We start from the raw sequence: 21,549 nt of genomic DNA, 5'->3' as shown, positions 1-21,549 counted from the left end.
GTGTCGTGGCGATGACAGCAGGGGGAACGCCAATGGGCGAATTCGACGTTCTGGTTATCGGTTCCGGCTCGGCGGCCTGCTCGGCGGCGTTGCGGGCCGCCAAGGGCGGCCTCAAGGTGCTGGTGATCGAAAAGAGCGGGTGGTTGGGCGGCACCTCCGCCATGTCGGGCGCGGGGGTCTGGATACCCGCCAACCATGTGGCGGCGGACGCCGGCGTTGCCGACAGCCGGGACGACGCGCTGACCTATCTGCGCGCCGTGGCGCCTGAAGGCTGGGCGCGCAAGGAAGATGCGCTCTGGAGCGCCTTCGTCAGGGCCGCCCCCGACATGTTGCGTTTCCTCTCCGGCAGCACGCCTCTCGACTTCCGCCTTGTCAACGAGCCGGACCCCTTCGCCGAAGCGCCCGGCGGCAAGCTTTACGGCCGTATGGTTTCGCCGAGGCCGCTCAGCCGCCGCATCCTGGGCAAGTTCGCGGCGCGCCTGCGCCGTTCCACCTTGCCGCACAGCTTCAGCTACCAGGAAATCGTCGACAGCGACCTCTATCATCACCCCATCCGCGCCGGCCTCAGGCTCTGGCCGAAGCTGCTTTGGCGGCGGCTGACGAATTCCGGCGGGCAGGGCACGGCGCTGATGACCGGGCTCATCAGGGGGTGCCTCGATGCTGGCGTCACCTACTGGCTGGAAACCCGCGCCGTGAGCCTGCTTCAGGATTCGGACTCACGCGTGATCGGCGCCGAGGTGGAGCGCGAGGGCCGGCGGACGAAGCTTCTTGCCCGGCGCGGCGTGGTCATCGCGACCGGCGGCTTTGAATGGGATGCCGAGATGCGGGCGCGCCATTTCCCCGGTGCCCTGGATAGTATCGGCAGCCCTCCCACCAATGAGGGCGATGGCCAGAAGCTTGCGGCTTCCGTCGGCGCGGAGCTGGACCGCATGGATCAGGCGAACGTCTATCCCTGCCTGCCGACGCGCTACCAGGGCAAGCCGCACGGCCTGCCCATGACCTTCCAGGCCGAACCGCATTCGATCGTGGTCAACCGCGATGCCAGGCGCTTCGTCAGCGAGAATGATTTCAATATCGGCGAGGCGATCGATGCGCGCGGACCGGATGGCGCACCCGTCAATCTGCCCTGCTATCTGGTCGGCGATCATCGCTTCGTGAAGACGTCGCTGCCCTTCCGCTGGTACGCGTCCTACGAACGCCACTGGATCAAGAAGGCCGACACGATCGGCGGCCTTGCGGCAAAACTCGGACTGCCGGCGGCGGCGCTCGAAGAAACGATCGCCCGCTGGAACGGCTTTTGCGCGAAGGGACGCGATGAGGATTTCCGCCGCGGCGAGAATGGCTGGGAGGAATACAAGGCGCACGGTCCGCGGAACCGCCTGAAGCCGATCGACAAGCCACCCTATATCGGCATGACGATCAATCGCTCGATCCTCGGCACCAAGGGCGGCGCCCGTACCAATGAGCGGGCGCAGGTCCTGAGGCCGGACGGTTCGATCATCCCTGGGCTTTATGCCGCCGGGCTTGCCATGGCCAACCCGATCGGCACCCGCGCCGTGGGCGCCGGCACGACCCTCGGCCCAAACATGACCTGGGGTTTTATTGCCGCCGAAACCATCCTTCACCAGAACCGGTGAGAGTTCTCCGAGGCGAATGGGGGTCGTTTGCAGGAGGGGGCGGAATCCTACGCTAGAGCGGTTCAGCATTTCACAGAATCGCCGAACCGCTCTATCTCTTTGTTTTTACGCAATTCCGGACGGAAAACCGTTTCACAGTTTTCCTGGAACTGCTCTAAGCGCGGTAGCAAGATTTCCCTGTTTGAATTCACCCTGAGTCTCCGTATCGCGCAGCGCTATGTGGTCGGCGGCTTGTGAAACATGGATTGCCGAAACGACGCCGGCAATCAGGGAGACGATACCGCACGTTTCCGCCGACGAAGGCCAACGTCCGTGCGCCGCCAAGCCAAAGATCACACCAAAGACGGTCTCAGACACGATAAGCTGTGCTGCAAGAGCAATGGGCAGATTGCGCGCCGCAACGTTCCAAGACCAAACCCCGCCGACTGAAGCCAGGATGGCAAGCGATCCGCCCCAAAGGTAGACATTGCCGGCCAAGTCCCAAGAGGCGCCGAGCCTGGAAAGCCCGAACACCCCCGTCGCCGCTTCTCAAAAAGCCGTGCCCAAGCCCCAAACGATGCCATGGTTCTCTGCGGTCAGTCGGCACCAGATCTCATCTGGTTGACTTTGACGCGTGTCACGTTCCAACCGCTTCGTGCCAGAAATGGACGCTGAGTATGCGTTCTCCGAAGCCGACACGCCTCCGCTGCGATCATCGCCGAGGATCGGGGGCGACGAACCCGCAAGTCTATCGCTCTCGGTCATATATTGACTAACTACGGACTCAGGGCTAGCTTTTGCGCGCAGCCTCCTTGCAAGGCTGGGTGGCGACGAAGCCATCTGAGCAAATCAAGGCAAAAAAGCCTCCCTATGTCTCTGACAACAGAGCCAAAGGGAGGCTTTTTTCGTTTGTGCAATCCCGACGAAGACGTCGGTGGTAACGGTGCTGCGTTACTCGAAGCACTGGTGTGGCTGAGCTTGCCCGAACGGCAAGATTGCAGCCTCCGCCAGGGTCAAAATGCATCCCCGGCCAATTGCGCAGACGGGCCAGCGGTTTTCACGACAGCTGTCTCAAAGGAGTAGGGGAATGACAAAGGTATCAAGGGAGGTCGAGACGCTCGGAGGTGTTGATCACGCCCTGGGCGAAGAATACGAACATGAGCCGGTGCCGATGTCGGCAAGGCGAACGACCTTTTCGGTGACGACCGTCTGGATAGGATTTCCGATGATCATCACAGGAGCCATGACAGGCTCGATCCTGGTGCTCGGCATGGGCTTCCGAAACGCGCTGACGGCAATGATCATCGGCAACGTCATCATGTTCGCCTATGTCGGCGCGCTTGGTGTTCTTGGTACCCGCCGCGGCACCAATTTCGCGCTGCTCGCCAGTATCGTCTTCGGCAAGAAGGGCTATGTGTTCGCCTCTGGCCTGCTGTCGACCTTGCTGCTCGGCTGGTATGCGGTGCAGACAGGCATCACCGGTGCGCTGATCAGTTCGGCCTACAATCTCAACTATGTGGCGATGACGATCATCGCCGGGCTGCTCTACATCGGCATCACCTTCGTCGGCGTCCGCGGCCTGCACCTGATCGGGCTGATTTCGGTTCCGCTGTTCGTCGTGCTCGGCGGCTGGGTCATGCTCGACGCGGCTTCGAAGACGACATGGGATGCGATCATCGCCTATCCGGGCAACAATGGTCAGGCGACGATGACGATGGGGGTCGGACTTACCGTGGTCCTTGCCCTGTTCATTGACGCCGGAACCGTGTCGGCCGATTTCAATCGCTGGGCAAAAGATACCAGAAGTTCGGTGATCGCCACCTTTAGCGCCTTTCCGTTAGCAAACCTGCTGGCCATGCTGATCGGCGGAATCACCACCGCGGCGCTCGCCGTGCCCAACGCCAACCCGTTCGGCGCCGACAACATGTTCGGCTACATGAACGGCAAGCAGATGGCGTTCCTCAGCTTTCTGGCCTTCGTCTTCCTCTATTGCAATCTCGGTTCCGTCTGCGCGCACTGCCTCTACAATTCGGCAACGGGCTGGTCGCGCATCTTCGGCAGCCGGATGCGGCTGTTCGCGGTCTTGCTCGGCGCAATCGGCATCGTGGTGGCCGCCGGCAATGTCTGGGCCTTCTTCATCGAGTGGCTTTCGTTGCTGGGCATTCTTGTTCCGCCGATCGGCGCGATCATCCTGGTCGACCAGTATGTGTTCCGCAAGAATGCCGAGATCGACCGCGACTGGCGGCCGTCGGCTTTCGTAGCCTGGACCTTCGGGTCGTTGGTCGCCCTGGTGGTGGAGTTTTACGCCCCGCACCTGTCGACGGCGATCAGCGCGGCGGTCGCCGGCGGCGCGGCCTATGCCCTGCTTTGCCTGCTGCCGTCGCCGGCACGGGCGGCTGCCTGAGAAAACCGGGGAAGGGTCGGGACTCCCGGCCCTTCCCCATCTATGATTGAAAATGGGGAAGGGACATCAGCAATGGCTGATCATGAAATATTCGCACTGGGTGACTTTGTCCTGCAGCGAGGAGCGACGCTGCGCGACGCCGGGGTTGCGTACAAGACGTTCGGGAAGCTGAACGCCAAGCGCGACAATGTCATCGTCTATCCGACATGGTATTCCGGGCAGCACATCGACAATGAATGGCTAGTGGGCAAGGGCATGGCGCTCGACCCCGCCAGATATTTCATCGTCATTCCCAACATGTTCGGCAACGGTCTCTCGTCATCGCCGAGCAACACGCCGGAGCCTTACAACGCCTCCCGCTTTCCGCAGGTGACGGCTTACGACAATGTCAGGGCCCAGCACCGGCTGATGACCGAGAAATTCGGTGTCGAACAGATCAGGCTGGTGACCGGCTGGTCGATGGGTGCTCTGCAGACCTTCCACTGGGGCGCGATGTACCCCGACATGGTGGAGCGCATCGCACCGTTTTGCGGATCGTCAAAATGCTCGCGGCACAATTTCGTCTTCCTCGAAGGCGTCAAGGCGGCACTTACCGCCGATGCCGCATGGAACAATGGCTGGTACGAGAAGAAGCCGGAAAGGGGCTTGCGGGCCATGGCGCGGGTCTATGCCGGCTGGGGCTTCTCACAGGCCTTCTATCGGCAGGAGCTTGACCTGAAGACGCTTGGTTATTCCTCACTTGAGGATTTCCTGGTGTCGTTCTGGGAAGGCTTCTTCCTGCCCAAGGACGCCAACAACCTCTTGACGATGCTGTGGACCTGGCAGAACGGGAACATCAGCGACAACGATCTCTACAAGGGCGACCTCAAGAAAGCCCTGAAGGCCATCAAGGCCAAGGCCTATGTCATGCCAGGGCGCACCGACCTCTATTTCCCGCCGGAGGACAGCGAGTTCGAGGTGGCCAGCATGCCGAACGCCAGGCTCGTTCCGTTCGAATCCGTATGGGGGCATTTCGCCGGTGGCCCGGGCACCAGCAAGGACGATGTGAAATTCCTCGATGGCAAGCTGAAGGAGTTGCTGGCAAGCTGACTACCGGAAGCCGGCCCGCTCCGCAAGGCGCGGGCCACGCTTCCCAAAGGAAGACCGGTCCGGGACATGGGGTTGGGGAACCCCGGGACAACAGATGGGAGCGTATATTGACGAGATCAAATACTACCTCCGAACCTTGGCGCGTCGGCGTGCTGTTTTCGCGCAGCGGGTTTATGGCGGTTATCGAAGAGACCCAGCTGCGCGGAACGTTGACGGCGATCGATGAGATCAACAACGCCGGTGGGGTCAATGGCCGCCCGATCGAACCGATCGTCTACAATCCGGGATCCGAGGCGCCGGCGTTCGGACGCTACGCCAAGAAGCTGATGGTCGAGGATGGCGTCAGCACGATCTTCGGCTGCTACACGTCCAGCAGCCGCAAGGCGGTGCTGCCGGTGGTGGAGCGGCTGAACGGGCTGCTCTGGTATCCGACGCTGTATGAAGGGTTCGAATTCTCGCCGAACGTCATCTACACCGGCGCGACGCCGAACCAGAACAGCGTCGAGCTGTGCCGCATCCTGATGGAACTTTACGGCACACGGTTCTTCTTCATCGGCTCGGACTATATCTATCCGCGCGAATCGAACCGCATCATGCGCGAGCTGATCCGCAACAGCGGCGGCAGCGTCGTTGGCGAAAGCTATGTGCGGCTGGGCGCCGCTCGCAACGAATTCCTGCCGGTCATGCGCGACGTCAAGAAGGCGCAGCCCGACGTGATCTTCTCGACCGTGGTGGGCGATGCCACGACTTTTCTCTATCAGGCCTACAGCGATCTAGGCCTCAATCCCAAGGTGATGCCGATCGCCAGCCTGACCACGACGGAAGCGGAGATCAGGGCGATGGGCCACGATGTCGGCGAGGGCCACATCACCGCCGCGCCCTATTTCCAGGGTATCGGCAACGAACGGAATTCCTCGTTCGTTCGGCGCTACAAGAAACGCTATGGCGATGACGAGCCGACCAACATGTGTCTGGAAGCATCCTATTTCCAGGTCAACGTGTTCGCCAAGACGTTTGAACAGACCAACTCCATGGACACCGAAATACTGCGCGCCTCGGTGATGGGCTCCGAGTTCGAAGCGCCGCAGGGCGATGTCTCCATCAATCCGATCTGGGGTCATGCCGACCTGTGGACACGGGTCGGCCGTGCCAACCGGCAAGGCCAGTTCGACCTGGTCTATGAATCGACGGCCTGCATACGGGCCGACCCTTATCTGATCGGCTATGGCCGCAATCTCGAATTCAGTTGAGACAGGTATGGTGACCGGCATGCTTTGCGAAAGAATGACAAGCGAGACGCTCAAATGATGAGATCTGGTCGTGAGCAGGACAGTCGCGGCGCCGGCCAGTGGCAAGAGAAGGGGCCGCATGGCCAGTCCTCGGGGCAGGCATCGCCGAAGGTATATTTCGATCTCAACGTGGCGGTCATCGTCGAGCGCGACGATGACGGGGAGAGATTGGTGCGCGAGCTGCAGAGGCTTCGCTGCAGCGTACATCACATCTGGCCGATGCCGCCGCAGATCCCGGCGCAGTTCGACGCGATCTACTGCGCGCTGACCGACGACCTGCCGCAGCGGTTGCCCTGGATACCCGGCGAGCCGGCGGCGGCCCTCGTCGTGGTGGAACGCGGCGGCGGCGCGCTTGATCTGCGGCTGATGCACAATTGCGCGGCGCATGGCGTGCTGCACTACCCGACCACCGCTCGCTCGGTGCAGGCGAGCCTTGCGCTGGCGCGCGGACACTATCTCTACGAAAAGCGTTTGCGGGGACGCATCGACAAGCTCGACGAAAGCCTGCGCACGATGCGCAGCGTCGAGCGCGCCAAGTCGTTGCTGATCAGGGTCAAACATGTCAGCGAGGAGGAGGCTTATAACTATCTCAGGCGCCAGGCGATGGAGCGGCGCGTGACGATCGGCGCGGTGGCAAATGCGATAATTGACTCGCACGAGCTTCTCAGCTAATCGTCGAATTCTGTTGGCGGCGACGATGCCGTCCAAACATCCGGGTAATGGAACCTCACGATTTTCGCTCTGGCGGGACGTGGGGTTTTTTATTGCCGAATTGACTGAATTCTCGCGGCGGCGAAGCCACGAAAAATAATGGCGACAGGGCCTCGAAACGAACTGCTGAACGCAGCTCGCTTCGGGGCCTTTTTTGTTTTGTTCAGGGAGGACGGAAGGTGATCAATAATCGTCGTAGTTTCTTGAAGGGCACCGCCGCATTCGGCGCGGCCACTCTGGCCGGATTTCCACACATCTGGAGCAAGAACAGTTCACTCGCTCGGGCAGCCGGTGGCGAGATCAAAGTCGGCGTCTTGTTCTCGCTGACCGGCACAACGGCCATCATCGAGGAATCGCTCAACAAGGCGACACTGCTGGCCATCGAGGAGATCAACGCCGCCGGCGGCGCCAACGGCATGAAGCTCGTGCCGGTGGTCGAGGATCCGGCATCCGATCCGGCCACTTTCGCCGAGAAGGCTCGCAAGCTGGTGCTCAGCGACAAATGCGTATCGGTGTTCGGCTCCTACACATCGGCAAGCCGCAAGGCGGTGCTGCCGGTGTTCGAAAAGCAGAACAACCTCTATTGGTACCCCACACTTTATGAAGGCCGGGAATGCTCCAAGAACGTCATCTACACGGGTGCCGTTCCCAATCAGCAGCAGGACGACTTCATACCGTGGCTGGTCGAGAAGTTCGGCAAGCGCTGGTACCTGATCGGTTCGAACTACATCTATCCGAAGGAAGAGAACAACTACTGCAAGAAGCTGCTGGCCGAACTCGGCGCCGAGGTGGTGGCGGAAGAATATGTGCCGCTTGGCCACTCGGAATTCTCTTCGGTCATCAACAAGCTGAAATCCGAGAAGCCGAACGTCATCTTCTCCACCGTCGTCGGCGATTCAGTCGTGGCGCTGCACCGGCAATATCACGCCGCCGGGCTCGATCCGCAAACGATGCCGATGGCAAGTCTGACGACCTCGGAAAACGAGGTCGCCGCTATGGGCAGCGCGGCGGCGGCCGGACACTTCACCTCGGCGCCATACTTCATGGTCTGGGACTCGCCCGAGAACCATAAATTCGTCGACGCCTACCGGCAGCGCTGGGGCGCCGACAAGGTCACCCACTTCGTTTCCGAACCGTCCTATTTCCAGGTCTACCTGTTCAAGCAGGCGATCGAAAAACTTGCCGGCAGCGACATCGATCCGAACACCATCCGCGAAGCGGTCAAGGGCCAGGAGATCCTGGCGCCGCAAGGCAAGGTCAAGATCGAGCCTGAGAACCTGCACACCTGGCTGTGGCCGAAGATCGGCCAGTGCAAGGCGGATGGACAGTTCGAGATTTTGAAGCAATCGGCGAACTCGCTCGAACCGTCACCCTACAAGGCCTACCCGCACCAGCTCTGCACCGCGACAGGCCTGAAAGAGGTCTGAGCGGAACTCCCGAGCCAACTGATGGCGGCGAGCCAATGCGCCGCCATCTCTTTCCGAACCTGAAGGCATTCCTGATGGACGTCGTCATTTCCCAGCTTGTGACCGGTCTCAGCATCGCATCGATCCTGATGCTGGTGGCGCTTGGGCTGGCCATCATTTACGGCGTCACTGGCGTCATCAACCTGGCGCATGGCGAATTCGTTATGCTCGGCGCTTACGGCGCCTGGGTACTGCAGAGCTATTTCGGGCTCGGCCTGCTGGCGAGCCTCGTGCCGATCTTCATCCTTCTGGCGCTGTTCGGCTGGCTGATCGAGATGCTGGTCATCCGCCATCTCTATGACCGGCCGCTCGACACCATCCTGGCGACGTGGGGCATCAGCGTCATGGCGCAGCAGGCGGTGCGGCTGATCGCCGGCGGCGAGCTTCGCTATGTCGAAATGCCGGCGGCACTCGGTGGCAGCATCAGCATTTTCGGGGTCAGCGAATCCGCTTATCGGATCTTCATCCTGTTCCTGGCGCTCGCCCTGTTCGCCGTCACCTGGTTCATCTACCGCTACACGCATTTCGGGCTGAAGCTTCGCGCGATCACCCAGAACAGGGCCATCGCCAGCAGTTTCGGCATCAATTCCGGCCGCATCTATCGCGCGACCTTCGCCTATGGCGCGGGCGTCGCCGGTCTTGCCGGGGCTCTGATTTCACCGCTTAAGAGCGTGTCGCCCGAAATGGGCACGTCCTATGTCGTGGATGCCTTCATGGTGGTCGTGCTGGGTGGCGCGCAGAGCCTGATAGGAACGCTGGCGAGCTCAGGCATTCTCGGCGAGCTGACCGGCTACCTCGCTTTCTACAGCAACGACACGATCGCCAAGGCGATCGTCCTGCTCTGCATCGTCGTGCTCATCCGCTTCCGGCCGCAGGGACTGTTCACCGCTCGCACCAGATCGTGACGCTGGGCGCCCGGACAACCAAGGAAAGAAGACATTGCCTGGAAAGACGATCATTCAAGTGGCTGTGTACGCGGCGGTCTGCCTCGTCATCTTCCTCATCCCATTAGTCCTGCAAGACGCGTTCCTGCTGAACAAGTATGCCCGCTACCTGGTGTTCGGCATGCTGGCGGTGTCGCTGTGCCTGTCATGGGGGCAAGCCGGCATTCTCAACCTCGGTCAGGCGATGACGTTCGGCATCGGCTCCTATTGCATGGCGGTGCTGAAGCTGAAAACCATCCCCGTCCACACCGGCAGCGACGGATTGCCGGACTTCATGGTGTGGAACAACGTCACGGAACTGCCTTGGTTCTGGACGCCATTCTACTCGCTGGTCTTTGCCTTGCTGGCCGGCGTGCTGATCCCGGCCGGCTGCGCGGCGCTGCTCGGCTGGTTCATGTTCCGCGGCAGGGTCACGGGTGTCTACGCGGCGATCATCACGCTGGCCGCGATGGTGGTCGTGCAACTGCTGATCATTGACCAGCAGCAGTTCACCGGCGGCTTCAACGGCATCACCGACCTCGCCCAGTTCGACGTGGCCGGCTTCGCCTTCGATGCCTATGACTCGGCCACCTATTACCTCGTCGCCATCTGCCTGACGGCGGCGCTGTTCCTGGCGCTGGCTATCACCAAGAGCAAGACCGGCCTGATCCTGCAGGCGATCCGTGACGAGGAGGACCGGGTGCGCTTTTTCGGCTACGACGTTGCGCTCTACAAGATCTTCATCTTCTCCGTTTCGGCCGGCATCGCCGGTCTGGCCGGCATGCTCTACACCATCGTCATGGAGTTCGCTTCGCCGACATTCCTCGGCGTGCCGCTCAGTCTTTCGGTGGTGATCTGGGTGGCGGTCGGCGGCCGCCAGAGCCTGCTTGGCGCCATGCTGGGCGCGATCATCGTCACCGGCGTGCAGGGTGCCCTTTCGGAATCGGAAACCTTCCTCGACAGCTGGACCCTGGTGATGGGGTTGCTGTTCGTCATCGTCGTGCTGTTCATGCCGAAAGGCATCGCCGGCGGCATGGAATTGTTGGCGAACCGTTTCGGCGGCCATCGCGCGGTCCCGGCTGTCGCCGCTCCGAAGCCCGCAAGGGCCGAAGCCGACGATGCCCGCCGTGCGGAGAGCCTGTCATGAGCGCGGGCCAGGAAGACCTGCTGGTGATGGACAAGGCAACCGTGAGCTTCAGCGGCTTCCGTGCCGTGTCGGAGCTTGATCTGACGGTGAGAAAGGGCGAGTTGCGTTGCCTCATTGGTCCCAACGGGGCCGGCAAGACGACGACGCTCGACCTGATCTGCGGCAAGACGCGGTTGACGTCTGGCGAGATCCGCTTCGAGGGGCGGGCGATCCAGAAGCTTCCCGAACACCAGATCGCGCGCGTCGGCATCGGCCGCAAATTCCAGGTCCCGAGCGTGTTCCGGGAACTGACTGTCCGCGACAATCTCCACATCGGCCATTCGCGCAGGCCCGGCGTCTTCCGCAACCTGTTGACGTTCGGGCGCAGCGCCGACGCATCCGGCATCGATCGGCTCGCCGAAATGGTCGGCCTGGAGAACGAGCTCGAAATAGAGGCCGCGCATCTCTCGCATGGCCAGACGCAATGGCTGGAGATAGCGCTGCTGCTTGCCCAGGACCCGACGCTGATCCTGATGGACGAGCCGACAGCGGGCATGACGGCGCAGGAAACCATGAAGACCGCGCAGCTATTCAACCGGCTTCGCGGCCGTCACACGCTGGTGGTGGTCGAGCACGACATGGGCTTCGTGCGCGACATCGCCGAAACCATCTCCGTCATGCATCAGGGCCGGCTGCTTGCAGAGGGGCCCATCTCGGAGGTCGAACGCAACAAGGAGGTGCGCGACGCCTATCTCGGATCGGGAGGAATCGGCCATGCTTGAACTCGCTGACGTCGATGGTTTTTACGGTCGCAGCCGCGCCCTGCAGTCGCTGACGATGCGGGTCGGCAATGGCGATTTCTTCAGCGTGCTCGGCCGCAACGGCGTCGGCAAGACGACGCTGCTGCGCACCATACTCGGCCTGATGACCAGGACGACCGGCAGCATCCGCCTTGATGGCGAGGAACTGATCGCCAAGCCGACGCATGAGCGGTCGCGCGCCGGCGTCGGCTATGTGCCGCAGGGCCGTGGCATCCTGCCGAACTTCACCGTCCGCGAGAATCTGATGATCGGCACGTTCGCCAGCAAGGCCAGCGATGGGCGCATCGCCGAATGGGTGCTCGACCTGTTCCCGATCCTCAAGGAGTTCATGCACCGTCGTGGTGGCAACCTTTCCGGCGGCCAGCAGCAACAGCTGGCCATCGCCCGCGCGCTGCTGTCGGAGCCGAAGATCATGCTGCTCGATGAGCCGACCGAAGGCATCCAGCCCAACATCGTCGAACAGATCGAGGATGTGCTGATCGATCTCAACCGCAAGCGTGGCCTGACGATCATCCTGGTCGAGCAGAATCTCCGCTTTGCCAGGCGTGCCTCACAGCATTTCGCGATCCTCAATCGCGGCAGCGTCGCCGTTGGGGGACCAATCGACAAGCTCAGTGACGATCTCATCCACCAGCACCTCGTCGTCTGAGGCGAGCAGTATTCAACAGGAGGACTAGAAATGTACCACGGCGATATTTCGAGCAGCAACGACACCGTCGGAGTCGCGGTCGTCAACTACAAGATGCCGAGGCTTCACAGCCGCGAAGAGGTGCTGGCCAACGCCCACAACATCGCCAAGATGGTCGAAGGCATGAAGACGGGCCTGCCCGGCATGGATCTGGTGATCTTCCCGGAATATTCGACGCATGGCATCATGTACGACCAGCGCGAAATGTATGAGACGGCTTCGGCCATCCCCGGCGAAGAGACCAAGATCTTCTCCGACGTTTGCCGCAGGGCGCGGGTATGGGGCGTTTTCTCGCTGACCGGTGAGCGCCACGAGGAGCATCCCAACAAAGCGCCCTACAACACGCTGATCCTGATCAATGACCAGGGCGAGATCGTCCAGAAATACCGGAAGATCATGCCGTGGGTACCGATCGAGGGCTGGTATCCCGGCGACTGCACCTATGTCTCGGAGGGACCGAAAGGGCTCAAGATCAGCCTGATCATCTGCGATGACGGCAACTATCCTGAAATCTGGCGCGATTGCGCCATGCGCGGCGCCGAACTGATCATCCGCTGCCAGGGCTACATGTATCCGGCCAAGGAGCAGCAGATCCTGATCTCGAAGTCGATGGCCTGGGCCAACAACGTCTATGTCGCGGTGGCCAACGCGGCCGGCTTCGACGGCGTCTATTCCTACTTCGGCCATTCCTCGATCATCGGCTTCGATGGCCGGACGCTGGGCGAATGCGGAACCGAGGAAAACGGCATCCAGTATGCGCAGCTGTCGACATCGCTGATCCGCGACGCCCGCCGCAACATGCAGTCGCAGAACCACCTCTTCAAGCTGGTGCATCGTGGCTACACCGGCCTGATCAACTCGGGCGACGACGCGCGCGGCCATGCGGTCTGCCCGTACAATTTCTACAAGAACTGGATCACCGATCCGGAAGGGACCCGCGAGGTTGTGGAAGCAATGACACGACAGACCGTCGGCACGCCGGAAAGCCCGATCGAGGGCATTCCCAACAAGGTCACGGCGCACCGCTGACCCCCGGGTCGAGTGGCCACGGGGTCCGCTCTGGCGCGGCGCCGGCTCTCCGGACCCCGCGGCCACGTCGTCACAGATCACGACGTATGAGGTCAGACGAAATGCACGACAGAAGCGGAGCCGCGCTCGATTCAAGAGCGCAACAAGATCTCGCGCTCGACCCCTTCCGTATCGCCGGCGAACCGTATTACCGCCCCGTTGCCCATGAGGTCGCGCTGTTCGAAGCCGCTCACCGCTCACGCATGCCGGTGATGTTGAAAGGGCCGACCGGCTGCGGCAAGACGCGCTTCGTCGAACACATGGCCTGGAAACTCGGCAGGCCGTTGATCACCGTCTCCTGCCACGAGGACATGACTGCGTCGGATCTGGTCGGCCGCTATCTGCTCGATGCGGTCGGCACTGTCTGGCATGACGGACCGTTGACGCTCGCCGTCCGCTCCGGCGCCATCTGCTATCTCGATGAAATCGTCGAGGCGCGCCAGGACACCACCGTCGTCATCCATTCGCTGACCGACGATCGGCGCATCCTGCCGCTGGAAAAGAAGAACGAGGTGCTGAAGGCGCATCCCGATTTCCACCTCGTTATCTCCTACAACCCGGGCTACCAGAGCGTGCTCAAGGACCTGAAGGAATCGACCAAGCAGCGTTTCGGCGCGATCGCCTTCTCCTATCCTGTCGCCGCGATCGAAGCCGAGATCGTCGCCGCCGAGGCAAGTGTCGACCAACGCACGGCCGCCACGCTGGTCAATATTGGCGCGCGGTCGCGGAACCTGAAGGGCCACGGTCTGGAAGAGGGCGCCTCGACCCGCATGCTGATCAATGCCGGCTTGCTTGTCGGCAACGGCATCGCCCTTGCCGAGGCCTGCGACGTGGCACTCGTGCTGCCGATCACCGACGACCCCGATATTCGCGATGCGCTGAGGGCGGCGATCGCTGCCTGCGTCTGAGCGATCGGGCAATGACTGGAGACGAGACACAAGACGGCGACGCATCGGTTGGCGTCGGCACCATGCTGGACCGCGCGCCAGACGCCGTGCTTCGCGCCGCATTTCCGGGCGATGCCTATGCTGCCTGGCTCAAGGCTTACCGGCGCCTTGCCGGGGCCGGCTATGGCGGCGACGTCGCCGAAGCGTATGAACGGCAGGCGCCCGACGTGGCGCGGTTGAGCTCGACCGATGTCGCCATCGATCTGGCGGCGTCCGTCTCCAACATGGCGATACGATCGGGCAGCCGGGCTGCCTCCCAACTCCCGGCGGCGACGGTGGTTGCGGCGAAGCGGCTGACGGCATCGGGCGCGCTGCGCCGCTGGCTGCGGCTCATCGAGCAAGTGACCCTGCAAGCTCCTGAATCGATGGTCCCGATCCTTGAGCGGACCGACTATCTTCTTGCCCGGCTCGATCTTGCCGGTCTGGAATCCTGGCTGAGGATCGGCGTTCGCACAGCCGTTGGCGATGCGGCGCGACGGTTGCGCTTCTTCACGCTGGAAGACCCTGAAGCCCAGCGTTGGCTGCAGCGTGAATCCGGCGAGGTTGGCTTTCTCGACCTTGAGGGGCGTCTCAAGCCGTTTCTCTCGGCACTCTGGGGCATCAGCCCGCCGTTGCGCGAGGTCCCGGCCGGCGCGCCGGAAAATGCCAGGCGACGGCCGGGGTTCGACGATGGCGTGGTAAGGATGCCGGCATCCTTTCCGGGCTTTGTCGCGGCGGACTCGGAGAAACTCTATCGCGCCGCTGTCGCGCATGTCGGCGCCCACCACCGGTTCACGCGGAAAAAGTTCAAGCTCGGCGGGCTGCGGCCGGCTCAAGTCGCGCTGGTGTCGCTGGTCGAGGACGCCAGGGTCGATTGGCTGGCGATGCGGGAGCTTCCCGGCCTTGCCCGTCTGTACCTACCTTTTCATGTCGCGCAGGCAAACGGGCCAAACACCGCTCCAAGCCTGTTTGCCCGCCTGTCGCGGGCACTGATCGACCCGGCCTACGAGGACGACAATGGCTGGATAGACAAGGCCAGGAAGGCATTCTTCGCCGACAGCGATGCCCTGAGCGACCAGCAACTCAGCCGTCGCATCGGCGACCTGCTCGGCAATGATCTTGGCCAGATGCGGGTGCAGTTCGATGCCAAGGGCTATATCGTGCAGCCGCCTTACCGCGACGACAATCTCGGCCTTTGGGATTTCGGCGACGACGACCAGCAGCAGGCGGTGGAGGCCGAGCAGATCGTGGAGTCGGTCAGGATCAGGACCGAGGTTGGCGAGGGCGGCGAGCCGCAGCGCGACGACGCTGACGACCTGGATGAGGCGGCTGGCCGCGCCAGCCTCGTCGAGCCGGAAATGGACGGCATGCTGGCTGGTCGCTACCCCGAATATGATTATGTCACCGGCCGCGAAAGACGAGAGTGGACAACTGTCCGCGAATATACGCCTAGGCGCGGTTCCGCCGAAGCGCTGCTAAGGCTTCGCGACGAGCGGGCCGATCTGGTCAACCGGCTCAGCGCGCTGATCCGTTCGGCGCGCGTCAGCCGCACCGAGCGGCTGCGCCGTCAGCCGGAGGGCGAGTTCCTCGACCTCGACGCCTGTATCGATGCGGCAATCGCGCGGCGTATCGGCGAGCCGCCAAGCCCGCGCGTGCATGGCCGCTACGAGCGGCGACATCGCGACCTCAGCGTCCTCCTGCTTCTCGATACGTCGCAATCGACAGCCGAAAAAGTGCGGGGTTCCGGTCGGTCCGTTCTGGATATCGAGCGTCAGGCGGCAACGCTTCTGGCGCATGCCATGTCCGAACTTGGCGATCCCTTCGCCATTGCCGCATTCTGTTCCGACCGCCGTGAAGATGTGCGCTATACTAGGGTCAAGGATTTCGGACTCCCCGCCGATCTTACGACCTACGCACATCTCGCCGGTCTCGAAAGCGCGTTTTCCACGCGGCTCGGCGCCGCCATCCGGCATGCCGGAGCATCGCTGGCGCGCCGGCTTTCTTATCGTCGGCTTCTGCTTGTCGTCACCGATGGCGAGCCGTTCGATATCGATGTCGAGGATCGCCTCTATCTGGTGGAAGACGCCCGCAATGCCGTGCACGGTTTGAACCGCATGGGCATCGACACATTCTGCGTCGGGCTCGATTCGACCGCCGATTCCTCGCTCGGCCGCATCTTCGGACGGCGCAACACGCTCAGCATCAACTCCGTCGATCGCCTCGTCGACCTGCTGCCGCGGCTCTATCTGAAAATCACGGCTTGATCGCTTCCCTGTTGAGCCTGCCGAAATTCGAAGTGAGAAGGCGATCGATAGACAAGCGGTTCCTTGACGTGACGGATCAGGCTATCCTCATCCGTCGCTATACCCAGGAGCGTCGCTGCCTCCTTCGAGCTGATAAGCTTTCTCCTGGCCATTCGCGTTCTCCCTTGGCGCACCAAACCCGACGCAGTTTTGACGGTCCGGGAATCGACCATGCGCCGGCTCCGGACCTGGCATCGAAAGGTCTGCTGCCCTATCAGCCCGAACTCGGTCGTGTGGCCGCCGTCAGCGACAGAAGGTTGGAGGTCGACGGCACCATGTCTGGCGTTGACAGTCGCGCAAAGCGGACGCGGTTGCGACCTTCGGATTTTGCACGATAAAGTGCGGTGTCTGCGCGCTCGATGAGCTCAGCCCACGCGACTTCGCCGCGGCGGCCCCGCGCGACGCCGAGGCTCGCCGTCACACGGAAAGGCGTCCCATCGGGCGTGGTGAACGTGTCGGTCTGAATGGCCAGGCGAATTTTTTTCGCAATCGAGATCGCGCCCGATAGATCAACGTCGGAGATGAGGATCGCAAATTCCTCACCGCCGAAGCGGGCGATAATGTCGCTTTCTCTGAGGTGAGACCGCAGGAGTTCCGCGATTTGGATCAGCACGCGATCACCGGTAAAGTGGCCGAAGGTGTCGTTCACGTTCTTGAAGTGATCAATGTCCATGAGGATAAGGCAGAGAGCGTCGCCCGCATGTTCTCCAAGCGAGGGCGATCGCGCGAAGCGGTCGAGCATGCGCCGGTTCAGGAGACCGGTCAGACCATCAGTCTCTGCCTGACGCCTAAGCTCGTGCGTGAGGAACGCGCGCTCCTGCAGCTTTCCTTGGAGGACTTCGATGGCGTGGAAGAGACTGCGGATCTCTCCCACCTGAGTGGGGCGGGCCGGTAATGTGACGAGGCGATCGGCTGCCAATCGAAGGACGGCGTCGTGCACTTGCATGAGCGGGCGAAACACATGTGCCCGCGCCGACAAGACGATGCCGACGAGGATAGTAAGGACGGCGGTCGACACCAGGACGGTCGTAGCGAGGCTTACAAGTGCGCTGGTCCTCGCGTCGGCAAACCGTTCGACGACGGCATCGAGGAACGCTGCCCGATAGGTCTCGATAGGCCGCATGGTTGGGACGAAGCGATTTGTGAATTCCGTCGCTGTCACGGTATAGGGCGGATTGCGCCGTCCCTCGTCGATGACTTGATCGACTAAGGCAAGGCCGTGGCCAAAAAAGGCTCGGTCGATTTCATCGCGGCTCGCTGCGAGCGACGGCACGTTATAGAGGTTGGTTTGGCCGCTGATCAGTTGCCAGAGCTCAAGGAGCCCACCCTGGCTGCGCCGACTGTCGATTACGTTCTGCAGCGGCATTTTTTGGTTGGTGGCGAGCGGGGCCATAATCTCGGAGCCAACCCTGCCGCCATGTTCGCGAAGATCGCTGAGCATCTGTCCGATAAGGGCGGGTGCGGCGAGGCCCGTACTATGTTGAGCGAGTTCATTGGAGTTCCAGGCAATTACGACGCGAAACCGATCCGACACCGCGAACATGCTATCAATCGCATCCTGGATTTCGTCGAGCTTCAGCGAGGCGCGCGGGATCGATGCGATCCCATCGACCTTGTTTCGTGCGAGGGTTAGCTGGTCGCGGACATCTTGCAGCAGATCCTGCGGGACTCGGTGACCGTGCAGCCCAAAGGGAACGTCGGATACAGCCGCGAGCTGAGCTAAAGCTGCATCGTTTCGCGCTCGGAATTCCACCAAACGCTTCATGCCGGGACTATCGATAGACGGGTCCTCGGACATGACGATATTGGCGGGGCCTCGCTCGGCTGCCAGAGAGTTCGCGGTATCGAGGATCAGTCGGTATTGCTGGATGTCGTGGAGATTCTGTCGCGCAACAGCGAAATCGCGATAAGTCGGCGCAACAATGGACAATGCAAGAAGCGATGTGCAGAGGATCGCAAGGAGAATGCGGACCGACAGCTTGCGATCGAAAGTTCCATGTGAGTTGACTTGAGTTTGCCGAATATTATCAGCATCGTCTACGCGCTCTTTGGCAGTTCGTTCCCAGTCTTTTTGCCGATTCGAAAATAAACTCTTGGACATGGACGTCGACTTACCAGCGTGTTGGCGTTTCCCATTCAATGCTACGACATTGCCAACCGGTATGCCTCGCCGGAACATAGCGCAACCGGCCTTCGGATTCGTGAAGGCTTTTGGTTAGAGCTTTATTGATTTGAGCCGCAAGCGCTTATGCTTGGGCATTTCAGCGTGCTGTCGAGTTGCTTGCGGAGCGCCTTGTCCAGGAGGGCGGAGACCCGGCCGCATACATCGCAGATCGTGAATACGAGTTGGGTTTCCGCCGCCAGCGGATCGGCAGCGGTCGCCGCTGCTATGAACGCGCCATGGTGTGAACCCGATAGACGAGGCGTAAGGCGACCAGCTTTTCCAGCGCTCTGTACACCGGCAATGGATGACGGATACCAGTTCCCTCCAGCGCGCTAAGAATAGCGTAGGCGCTCACAGGAATTGGGGAGGCTTCGACCGCACCGAGGACGAGTTTTTGATTGCGGGTTAACGAGAGCTCTCGATCATTGCATCACTGTTATCTCATAACAAGGCTTCGTCAATGCCTTGAACCATGCGCCGGCCTCTTCCTCGACGAACAGGGGTTCATGAAAGCCCGGGGAACGAGCCGGAGCCGTTCTCGGCCGTCTAGCCGCTGTCGAACCGCAATGCCGCACTGAACAACATGCTCAATCTAGCGGGCAAAATGGGCCGGATCGCTCAACTCAGTTGATCTATATCGCCAAGTTTTCGCGTGGTTCGCTAGACCGTTGCGATATAGTATCGGCGTGATGACAAAAGGACGGTTCAAGATAGCCCGTTGCGGGATGGAAGGCGTGGACGCGGTGTCGGCCGATACGTCGCATGCGTTCGGGCGGCATACCCATGACCAGTTCGGGATCGGCGTCATCCTGCGCGGCGCGCAGAAATCCATGAGCGGCAGAGGTGTCGTGGAAGCGGAAGCCGGCGACGTCATTACGGTCAATCCCGGCGAAGTGCACGACGGCTCGCCCCTCGGAGAGGGCGGCCGGGCTTGGCGGATGCTCTATTTCGACCCGGCTGCGTTGGCCGGCCCTATCCGCACCGTGACGGAAGGCAGCACCGGTAGCGCCGAGCTTTCGCATCCGGCGATGCGCGATCCGGCATCGGCGGCGTGCTTTCTGTCTCTCTTTCGCACGATGACCGATCCACACGGCGGGTATAGCGAGATCGAGGGCCGGGAAAATCTGCTTCTGCTGCTGGCGCCGCTCGTCGACCGTCGCGAACGGAAACAACCGGGAGCACCCAAGGCGATACAACAGGCGCGTGAGCGTATCGACGATGATCCGTCTGCGCCGCTGTCGCTTGGAGAACTGGCCGCCATCGCGGGGGTCAGCCAGTTCCAACTTGTGCGGGGCTTCTCGAAGGCGACCGGGCTCACGCCACACGCCTATCTCATCCAGCGCCGGCTTCAAGGAGCGCGAAAGATGATCGCGGCAGGCGCGACCCTCGCCGATGCGGCGCAAGCGGCTGGCTTCGCAGACCAAAGCCACATGACCCGGTTGTTCGTCCGCACGTATGGCATGTCGCCCGGCCTTTATGCCGCCGCGGTGAACTGAGCTGCAATTTCCTTCAAGACGGGGCGAAGCGGGACCGTGAGAATGGCTCGAAAAACAATCGAGCTACGAGTATGCCCATGCAGTTTCGCTATGCCCCTGATATTCGAACCGCTTTTCCGCAACTCCAATCGCGCGTCCTGCTCGTCGACGGGATCGACGCAAAGGCTGACCCTTCCGCCCAGATCGCGCGGCTGAATGCGATTGCCGATAGACGGCTTGCCGCCACCAGTGAAGGGGAATTTCCCGAGATACAGGCGTGGCGGCGTGCCTTTTCCGCAATGGGGCTTAAGCCGACTAACTATCGGTGTGCCTCAGAAGCGCTGCTGAGGCGCTATCGCAAAGAGAGAGCTCTCCCCGCGCTTCATCCCCTCATCGACCTGTGCAACGCGGCCTCGCTCGCCTTCGCCATTCCGGTCGCAGTGTTCGATACGGCCAGGGTCACTGGCGCGATAACCGTTCGACCCGCCTATGGCACCGAAATCTATGAGACCTTTGCCGGTGACGTCGAACATCCCGAACGTGGAGAAGTCATCTTCGCCGATGATACCAACCGAGCTCATGCGCGCCGCTGGACCCACCGTCAGAGCGGTTGGTCAGCCATTCGCCCGGATACCACCCAAGCCCTGATCGTCGTCGAAGCCCTCCACAAGACGGCCGGCGACGATCTTGCCGTCCTCACGTCGTCGCTTACCGAGGCGCTTGCCGCGAACTGGCCTGCCGCTGCGGTGACAGAATTGGAACCGCTATGACGCTGGAATTTCTCCTCACCTCTCTGGTCATCATCGCATCGCCCGGCACCGGCGCGATTTACACCGTGGCGGCCGGTCTTTCGGGCGGCACGCGGGCGAGCTTCATTGCCGCCTTTGGCTGCACGCTCGGGATCGTCCCCCATATGCTGGCGGCCGTCAGCGGGCTCGCCGCGCTGCTTCATACGAGCGCGCTGGCCTTCCAGATTCTCAAATATCTCGGTGTCGCCTATCTGCTCTACATGGCCTGGGCGATGTTCCGTGATCGCGGATTGCTCAGCCTGAATGACGAGGCGGCGGGCAAAAGCGTCCGGCAGGTGATCGTTTCGGCTATCTTTATCAATCTGCTCAATCCCAAGCTCTCCATCTTCTTCTTCGCCTTCCTGCCGCAATTCGTGAAGGCGGATGACGCGTCGCCCGTGAGTCGGATGCTGGAATTGAGCCTAGTATTCATGGCGCTGACGTTCGTGATCTTCGCTGCCTATGGAGCGTTTGCCGCTGCTGTTCGGCGGCATGTCATCTCCAGCGCCTCCGTCCAGACATGGATGCGGCGCGGCTTCGCTGCTGCTTTTGCTGCGCTGGCTGCACAACTCGCCTTGGCAAGCCGTTAGGCGTTAGGCTGCCAGCCTCGTCAGAACTCCCGAACTCCCAGAGGAAGAAAGGATACAAGTAGCCGACAGGAAGCATTCTCATGTATCTGATTCAACTGCGCT

General features: G+C 61.7%; 18 protein-coding genes. 16 read left to right on the top strand and 2 right to left on the bottom strand.

The window, feature by feature from the left end:
- Positions 1-32 precede the first annotated feature (32 nt).
- Positions 33-1,637: an FAD-dependent oxidoreductase gene (locus WDX12_RS02310; RefSeq protein WP_434723786.1), complete on the top strand. Its 1,605-nt coding sequence runs from the start codon at positions 33-35 to the stop codon at positions 1,635-1,637.
- Positions 1,638-1,769: 132 nt separating this feature from the next.
- On the opposite strand, the gene WDX12_RS02305 is transcribed toward WDX12_RS02310, so the two are convergent.
- Entirely contained in the window at positions 1,770-2,150 is a 381-nt protein-coding gene (locus tag WDX12_RS02305; protein WP_434723785.1) for a hypothetical protein, read from the bottom strand.
- A 553-nt stretch (positions 2,151-2,703) separates the two neighbouring features.
- On the opposite strand from WDX12_RS02305, the gene WDX12_RS02300 reads away from it, so the two are divergent.
- The 12 genes from WDX12_RS02300 (at position 2,704) to WDX12_RS02245 (ending at position 16,391) form a co-directional block, all read left to right on the top strand.
- On the top strand, positions 2,704-4,020 hold the full coding sequence (locus tag WDX12_RS02300; protein WP_320293271.1) for a purine-cytosine permease family protein: 1,317 nt from the start codon (positions 2,704-2,706) through the stop codon (positions 4,018-4,020).
- A gap of 72 nt (positions 4,021-4,092) precedes the next feature.
- Positions 4,093-5,109 carry an alpha/beta fold hydrolase gene (locus tag WDX12_RS02295; protein ID WP_434723784.1) on the top strand — a complete coding sequence of 339 codons (1,017 nt, stop codon included), beginning with the start codon at positions 4,093-4,095 and terminating at the stop codon, positions 5,107-5,109.
- Positions 5,110-5,282: 173 nt separating this feature from the next.
- Positions 5,283-6,359, top strand: a complete 1,077-nt coding sequence (locus WDX12_RS02290; protein ID WP_434723783.1) for a transporter substrate-binding domain-containing protein — start codon at positions 5,283-5,285, stop codon at positions 6,357-6,359.
- Between the two features lie 54 nt (positions 6,360-6,413).
- The gene (locus WDX12_RS02285) at positions 6,414-7,070 is read left to right on the top strand and encodes an ANTAR domain-containing response regulator (RefSeq protein WP_320293274.1); all 657 of its coding nucleotides are present in this window, start codon (positions 6,414-6,416) and stop codon (positions 7,068-7,070) included.
- A 218-nt stretch (positions 7,071-7,288) separates the two neighbouring features.
- Complete coding sequence (locus WDX12_RS02280) at positions 7,289-8,536, top strand: transporter substrate-binding protein (RefSeq protein WP_434723782.1); 1,248 nt, start codon at positions 7,289-7,291, stop codon at positions 8,534-8,536.
- A 35-nt stretch (positions 8,537-8,571) separates the two neighbouring features.
- Positions 8,572-9,480, top strand: coding sequence for an urea ABC transporter permease subunit UrtB (gene urtB / locus WDX12_RS02275; protein WP_320293276.1), 909 nt, complete (start codon positions 8,572-8,574; stop codon positions 9,478-9,480).
- 58 nt (positions 9,481-9,538) lie between these two features.
- Positions 9,539-10,645 carry an urea ABC transporter permease subunit UrtC gene (gene urtC / locus WDX12_RS02270; RefSeq protein WP_434723781.1) on the top strand — a complete coding sequence of 369 codons (1,107 nt, stop codon included), beginning with the start codon at positions 9,539-9,541 and terminating at the stop codon, positions 10,643-10,645.
- The gene (gene urtD / locus WDX12_RS02265) at positions 10,642-11,406 is read left to right on the top strand and encodes an urea ABC transporter ATP-binding protein UrtD (protein ID WP_434723780.1); all 765 of its coding nucleotides are present in this window, start codon (positions 10,642-10,644) and stop codon (positions 11,404-11,406) included. Before urtC ends, urtD begins: the two co-directional genes overlap by 4 nt.
- Positions 11,399-12,094: an urea ABC transporter ATP-binding subunit UrtE gene (urtE, locus tag WDX12_RS02260; protein WP_320293279.1), complete on the top strand. Its 696-nt coding sequence runs from the start codon at positions 11,399-11,401 to the stop codon at positions 12,092-12,094. Before urtD ends, urtE begins: the two co-directional genes overlap by 8 nt.
- A 30-nt stretch (positions 12,095-12,124) precedes the next feature.
- Positions 12,125-13,162, top strand: a complete 1,038-nt coding sequence (locus tag WDX12_RS02255; RefSeq protein ID WP_320293280.1) for an aliphatic amidase — start codon at positions 12,125-12,127, stop codon at positions 13,160-13,162.
- Between the two features lie 101 nt (positions 13,163-13,263).
- Positions 13,264-14,109 (top strand): CbbQ/NirQ/NorQ/GpvN family protein, encoded by an 846-nt coding sequence (locus WDX12_RS02250; protein WP_434723779.1) that lies wholly within the window; start codon positions 13,264-13,266, stop codon positions 14,107-14,109.
- Between the two features lie 11 nt (positions 14,110-14,120).
- Positions 14,121-16,391 (top strand): nitric oxide reductase activation protein NorD, encoded by a 2,271-nt coding sequence (locus WDX12_RS02245; RefSeq protein ID WP_434723778.1) that lies wholly within the window; start codon positions 14,121-14,123, stop codon positions 16,389-16,391.
- 253 nt (positions 16,392-16,644) lie between these two features.
- Here the strand turns inward: WDX12_RS02245 and WDX12_RS02240 are convergent, their stop codons facing one another.
- Complete coding sequence (locus tag WDX12_RS02240) at positions 16,645-18,531, bottom strand: GGDEF domain-containing protein (RefSeq protein ID WP_434723777.1); 1,887 nt, start codon at positions 18,529-18,531, stop codon at positions 16,645-16,647.
- Between the two features lie 752 nt (positions 18,532-19,283).
- On the opposite strand from WDX12_RS02240, the gene WDX12_RS02235 reads away from it, so the two are divergent.
- From WDX12_RS02235 to WDX12_RS02225, 3 genes are all read left to right on the top strand, one after another.
- Positions 19,284-20,090, top strand: a complete 807-nt coding sequence (locus WDX12_RS02235; RefSeq protein ID WP_434723776.1) for an AraC family transcriptional regulator — start codon at positions 19,284-19,286, stop codon at positions 20,088-20,090.
- Positions 20,091-20,167: 77 nt separating this feature from the next.
- Positions 20,168-20,839, top strand: coding sequence for a B3/B4 domain-containing protein (locus tag WDX12_RS02230; RefSeq protein ID WP_434723775.1), 672 nt, complete (start codon positions 20,168-20,170; stop codon positions 20,837-20,839).
- Complete coding sequence (locus WDX12_RS02225) at positions 20,836-21,447, top strand: LysE family translocator (RefSeq protein ID WP_320293285.1); 612 nt, start codon at positions 20,836-20,838, stop codon at positions 21,445-21,447. The genes WDX12_RS02230 and WDX12_RS02225 overlap by 4 nt, the downstream gene beginning before the upstream one ends.
- The last annotated feature ends 102 nt before the right edge of the window (positions 21,448-21,549 follow it).

The sequence above is a fragment of the Mesorhizobium sp. RIZ17 genome, from assembly GCF_051127865.1.
Lineage (GTDB): Bacteria > Pseudomonadota > Alphaproteobacteria > Rhizobiales > Rhizobiaceae > Mesorhizobium > Mesorhizobium humile.
This window is presented reverse-complemented; position numbering and strand designations above follow the sequence as displayed.

Coding starts and splice junctions, on each gene's coding strand:
- WDX12_RS02310 (WP_434723786.1), top strand. CDS start 33: ATGGGCGAATTCGACGTTCTGGTTATCGGTTCCGGCTCGGCGGCCTGC.
- WDX12_RS02235 (WP_434723776.1), top strand. CDS start 19,284: ATGACAAAAGGACGGTTCAAGATAGCCCGTTGCGGGATGGAAGGCGTG.
- WDX12_RS02290 (WP_434723783.1), top strand. CDS start 5,283: ATGGCGGTTATCGAAGAGACCCAGCTGCGCGGAACGTTGACGGCGATC.
- WDX12_RS02300 (WP_320293271.1), top strand. CDS start 2,704: ATGACAAAGGTATCAAGGGAGGTCGAGACGCTCGGAGGTGTTGATCAC.
- WDX12_RS02295 (WP_434723784.1), top strand. CDS start 4,093: ATGGCTGATCATGAAATATTCGCACTGGGTGACTTTGTCCTGCAGCGA.
- urtD (WP_434723780.1), top strand. CDS start 10,642: ATGAGCGCGGGCCAGGAAGACCTGCTGGTGATGGACAAGGCAACCGTG.
- WDX12_RS02240 (WP_434723777.1), bottom strand. CDS start 18,531: ATGTCCAAGAGTTTATTTTCGAATCGGCAAAAAGACTGGGAACGAACT.
- WDX12_RS02230 (WP_434723775.1), top strand. CDS start 20,168: ATGCAGTTTCGCTATGCCCCTGATATTCGAACCGCTTTTCCGCAACTC.
- urtB (WP_320293276.1), top strand. CDS start 8,572: ATGCGCCGCCATCTCTTTCCGAACCTGAAGGCATTCCTGATGGACGTC.
- WDX12_RS02245 (WP_434723778.1), top strand. CDS start 14,121: ATGACTGGAGACGAGACACAAGACGGCGACGCATCGGTTGGCGTCGGC.
- WDX12_RS02225 (WP_320293285.1), top strand. CDS start 20,836: ATGACGCTGGAATTTCTCCTCACCTCTCTGGTCATCATCGCATCGCCC.
- urtE (WP_320293279.1), top strand. CDS start 11,399: ATGCTTGAACTCGCTGACGTCGATGGTTTTTACGGTCGCAGCCGCGCC.
- WDX12_RS02255 (WP_320293280.1), top strand. CDS start 12,125: ATGTACCACGGCGATATTTCGAGCAGCAACGACACCGTCGGAGTCGCG.
- WDX12_RS02285 (WP_320293274.1), top strand. CDS start 6,414: ATGATGAGATCTGGTCGTGAGCAGGACAGTCGCGGCGCCGGCCAGTGG.
- WDX12_RS02250 (WP_434723779.1), top strand. CDS start 13,264: ATGCACGACAGAAGCGGAGCCGCGCTCGATTCAAGAGCGCAACAAGAT.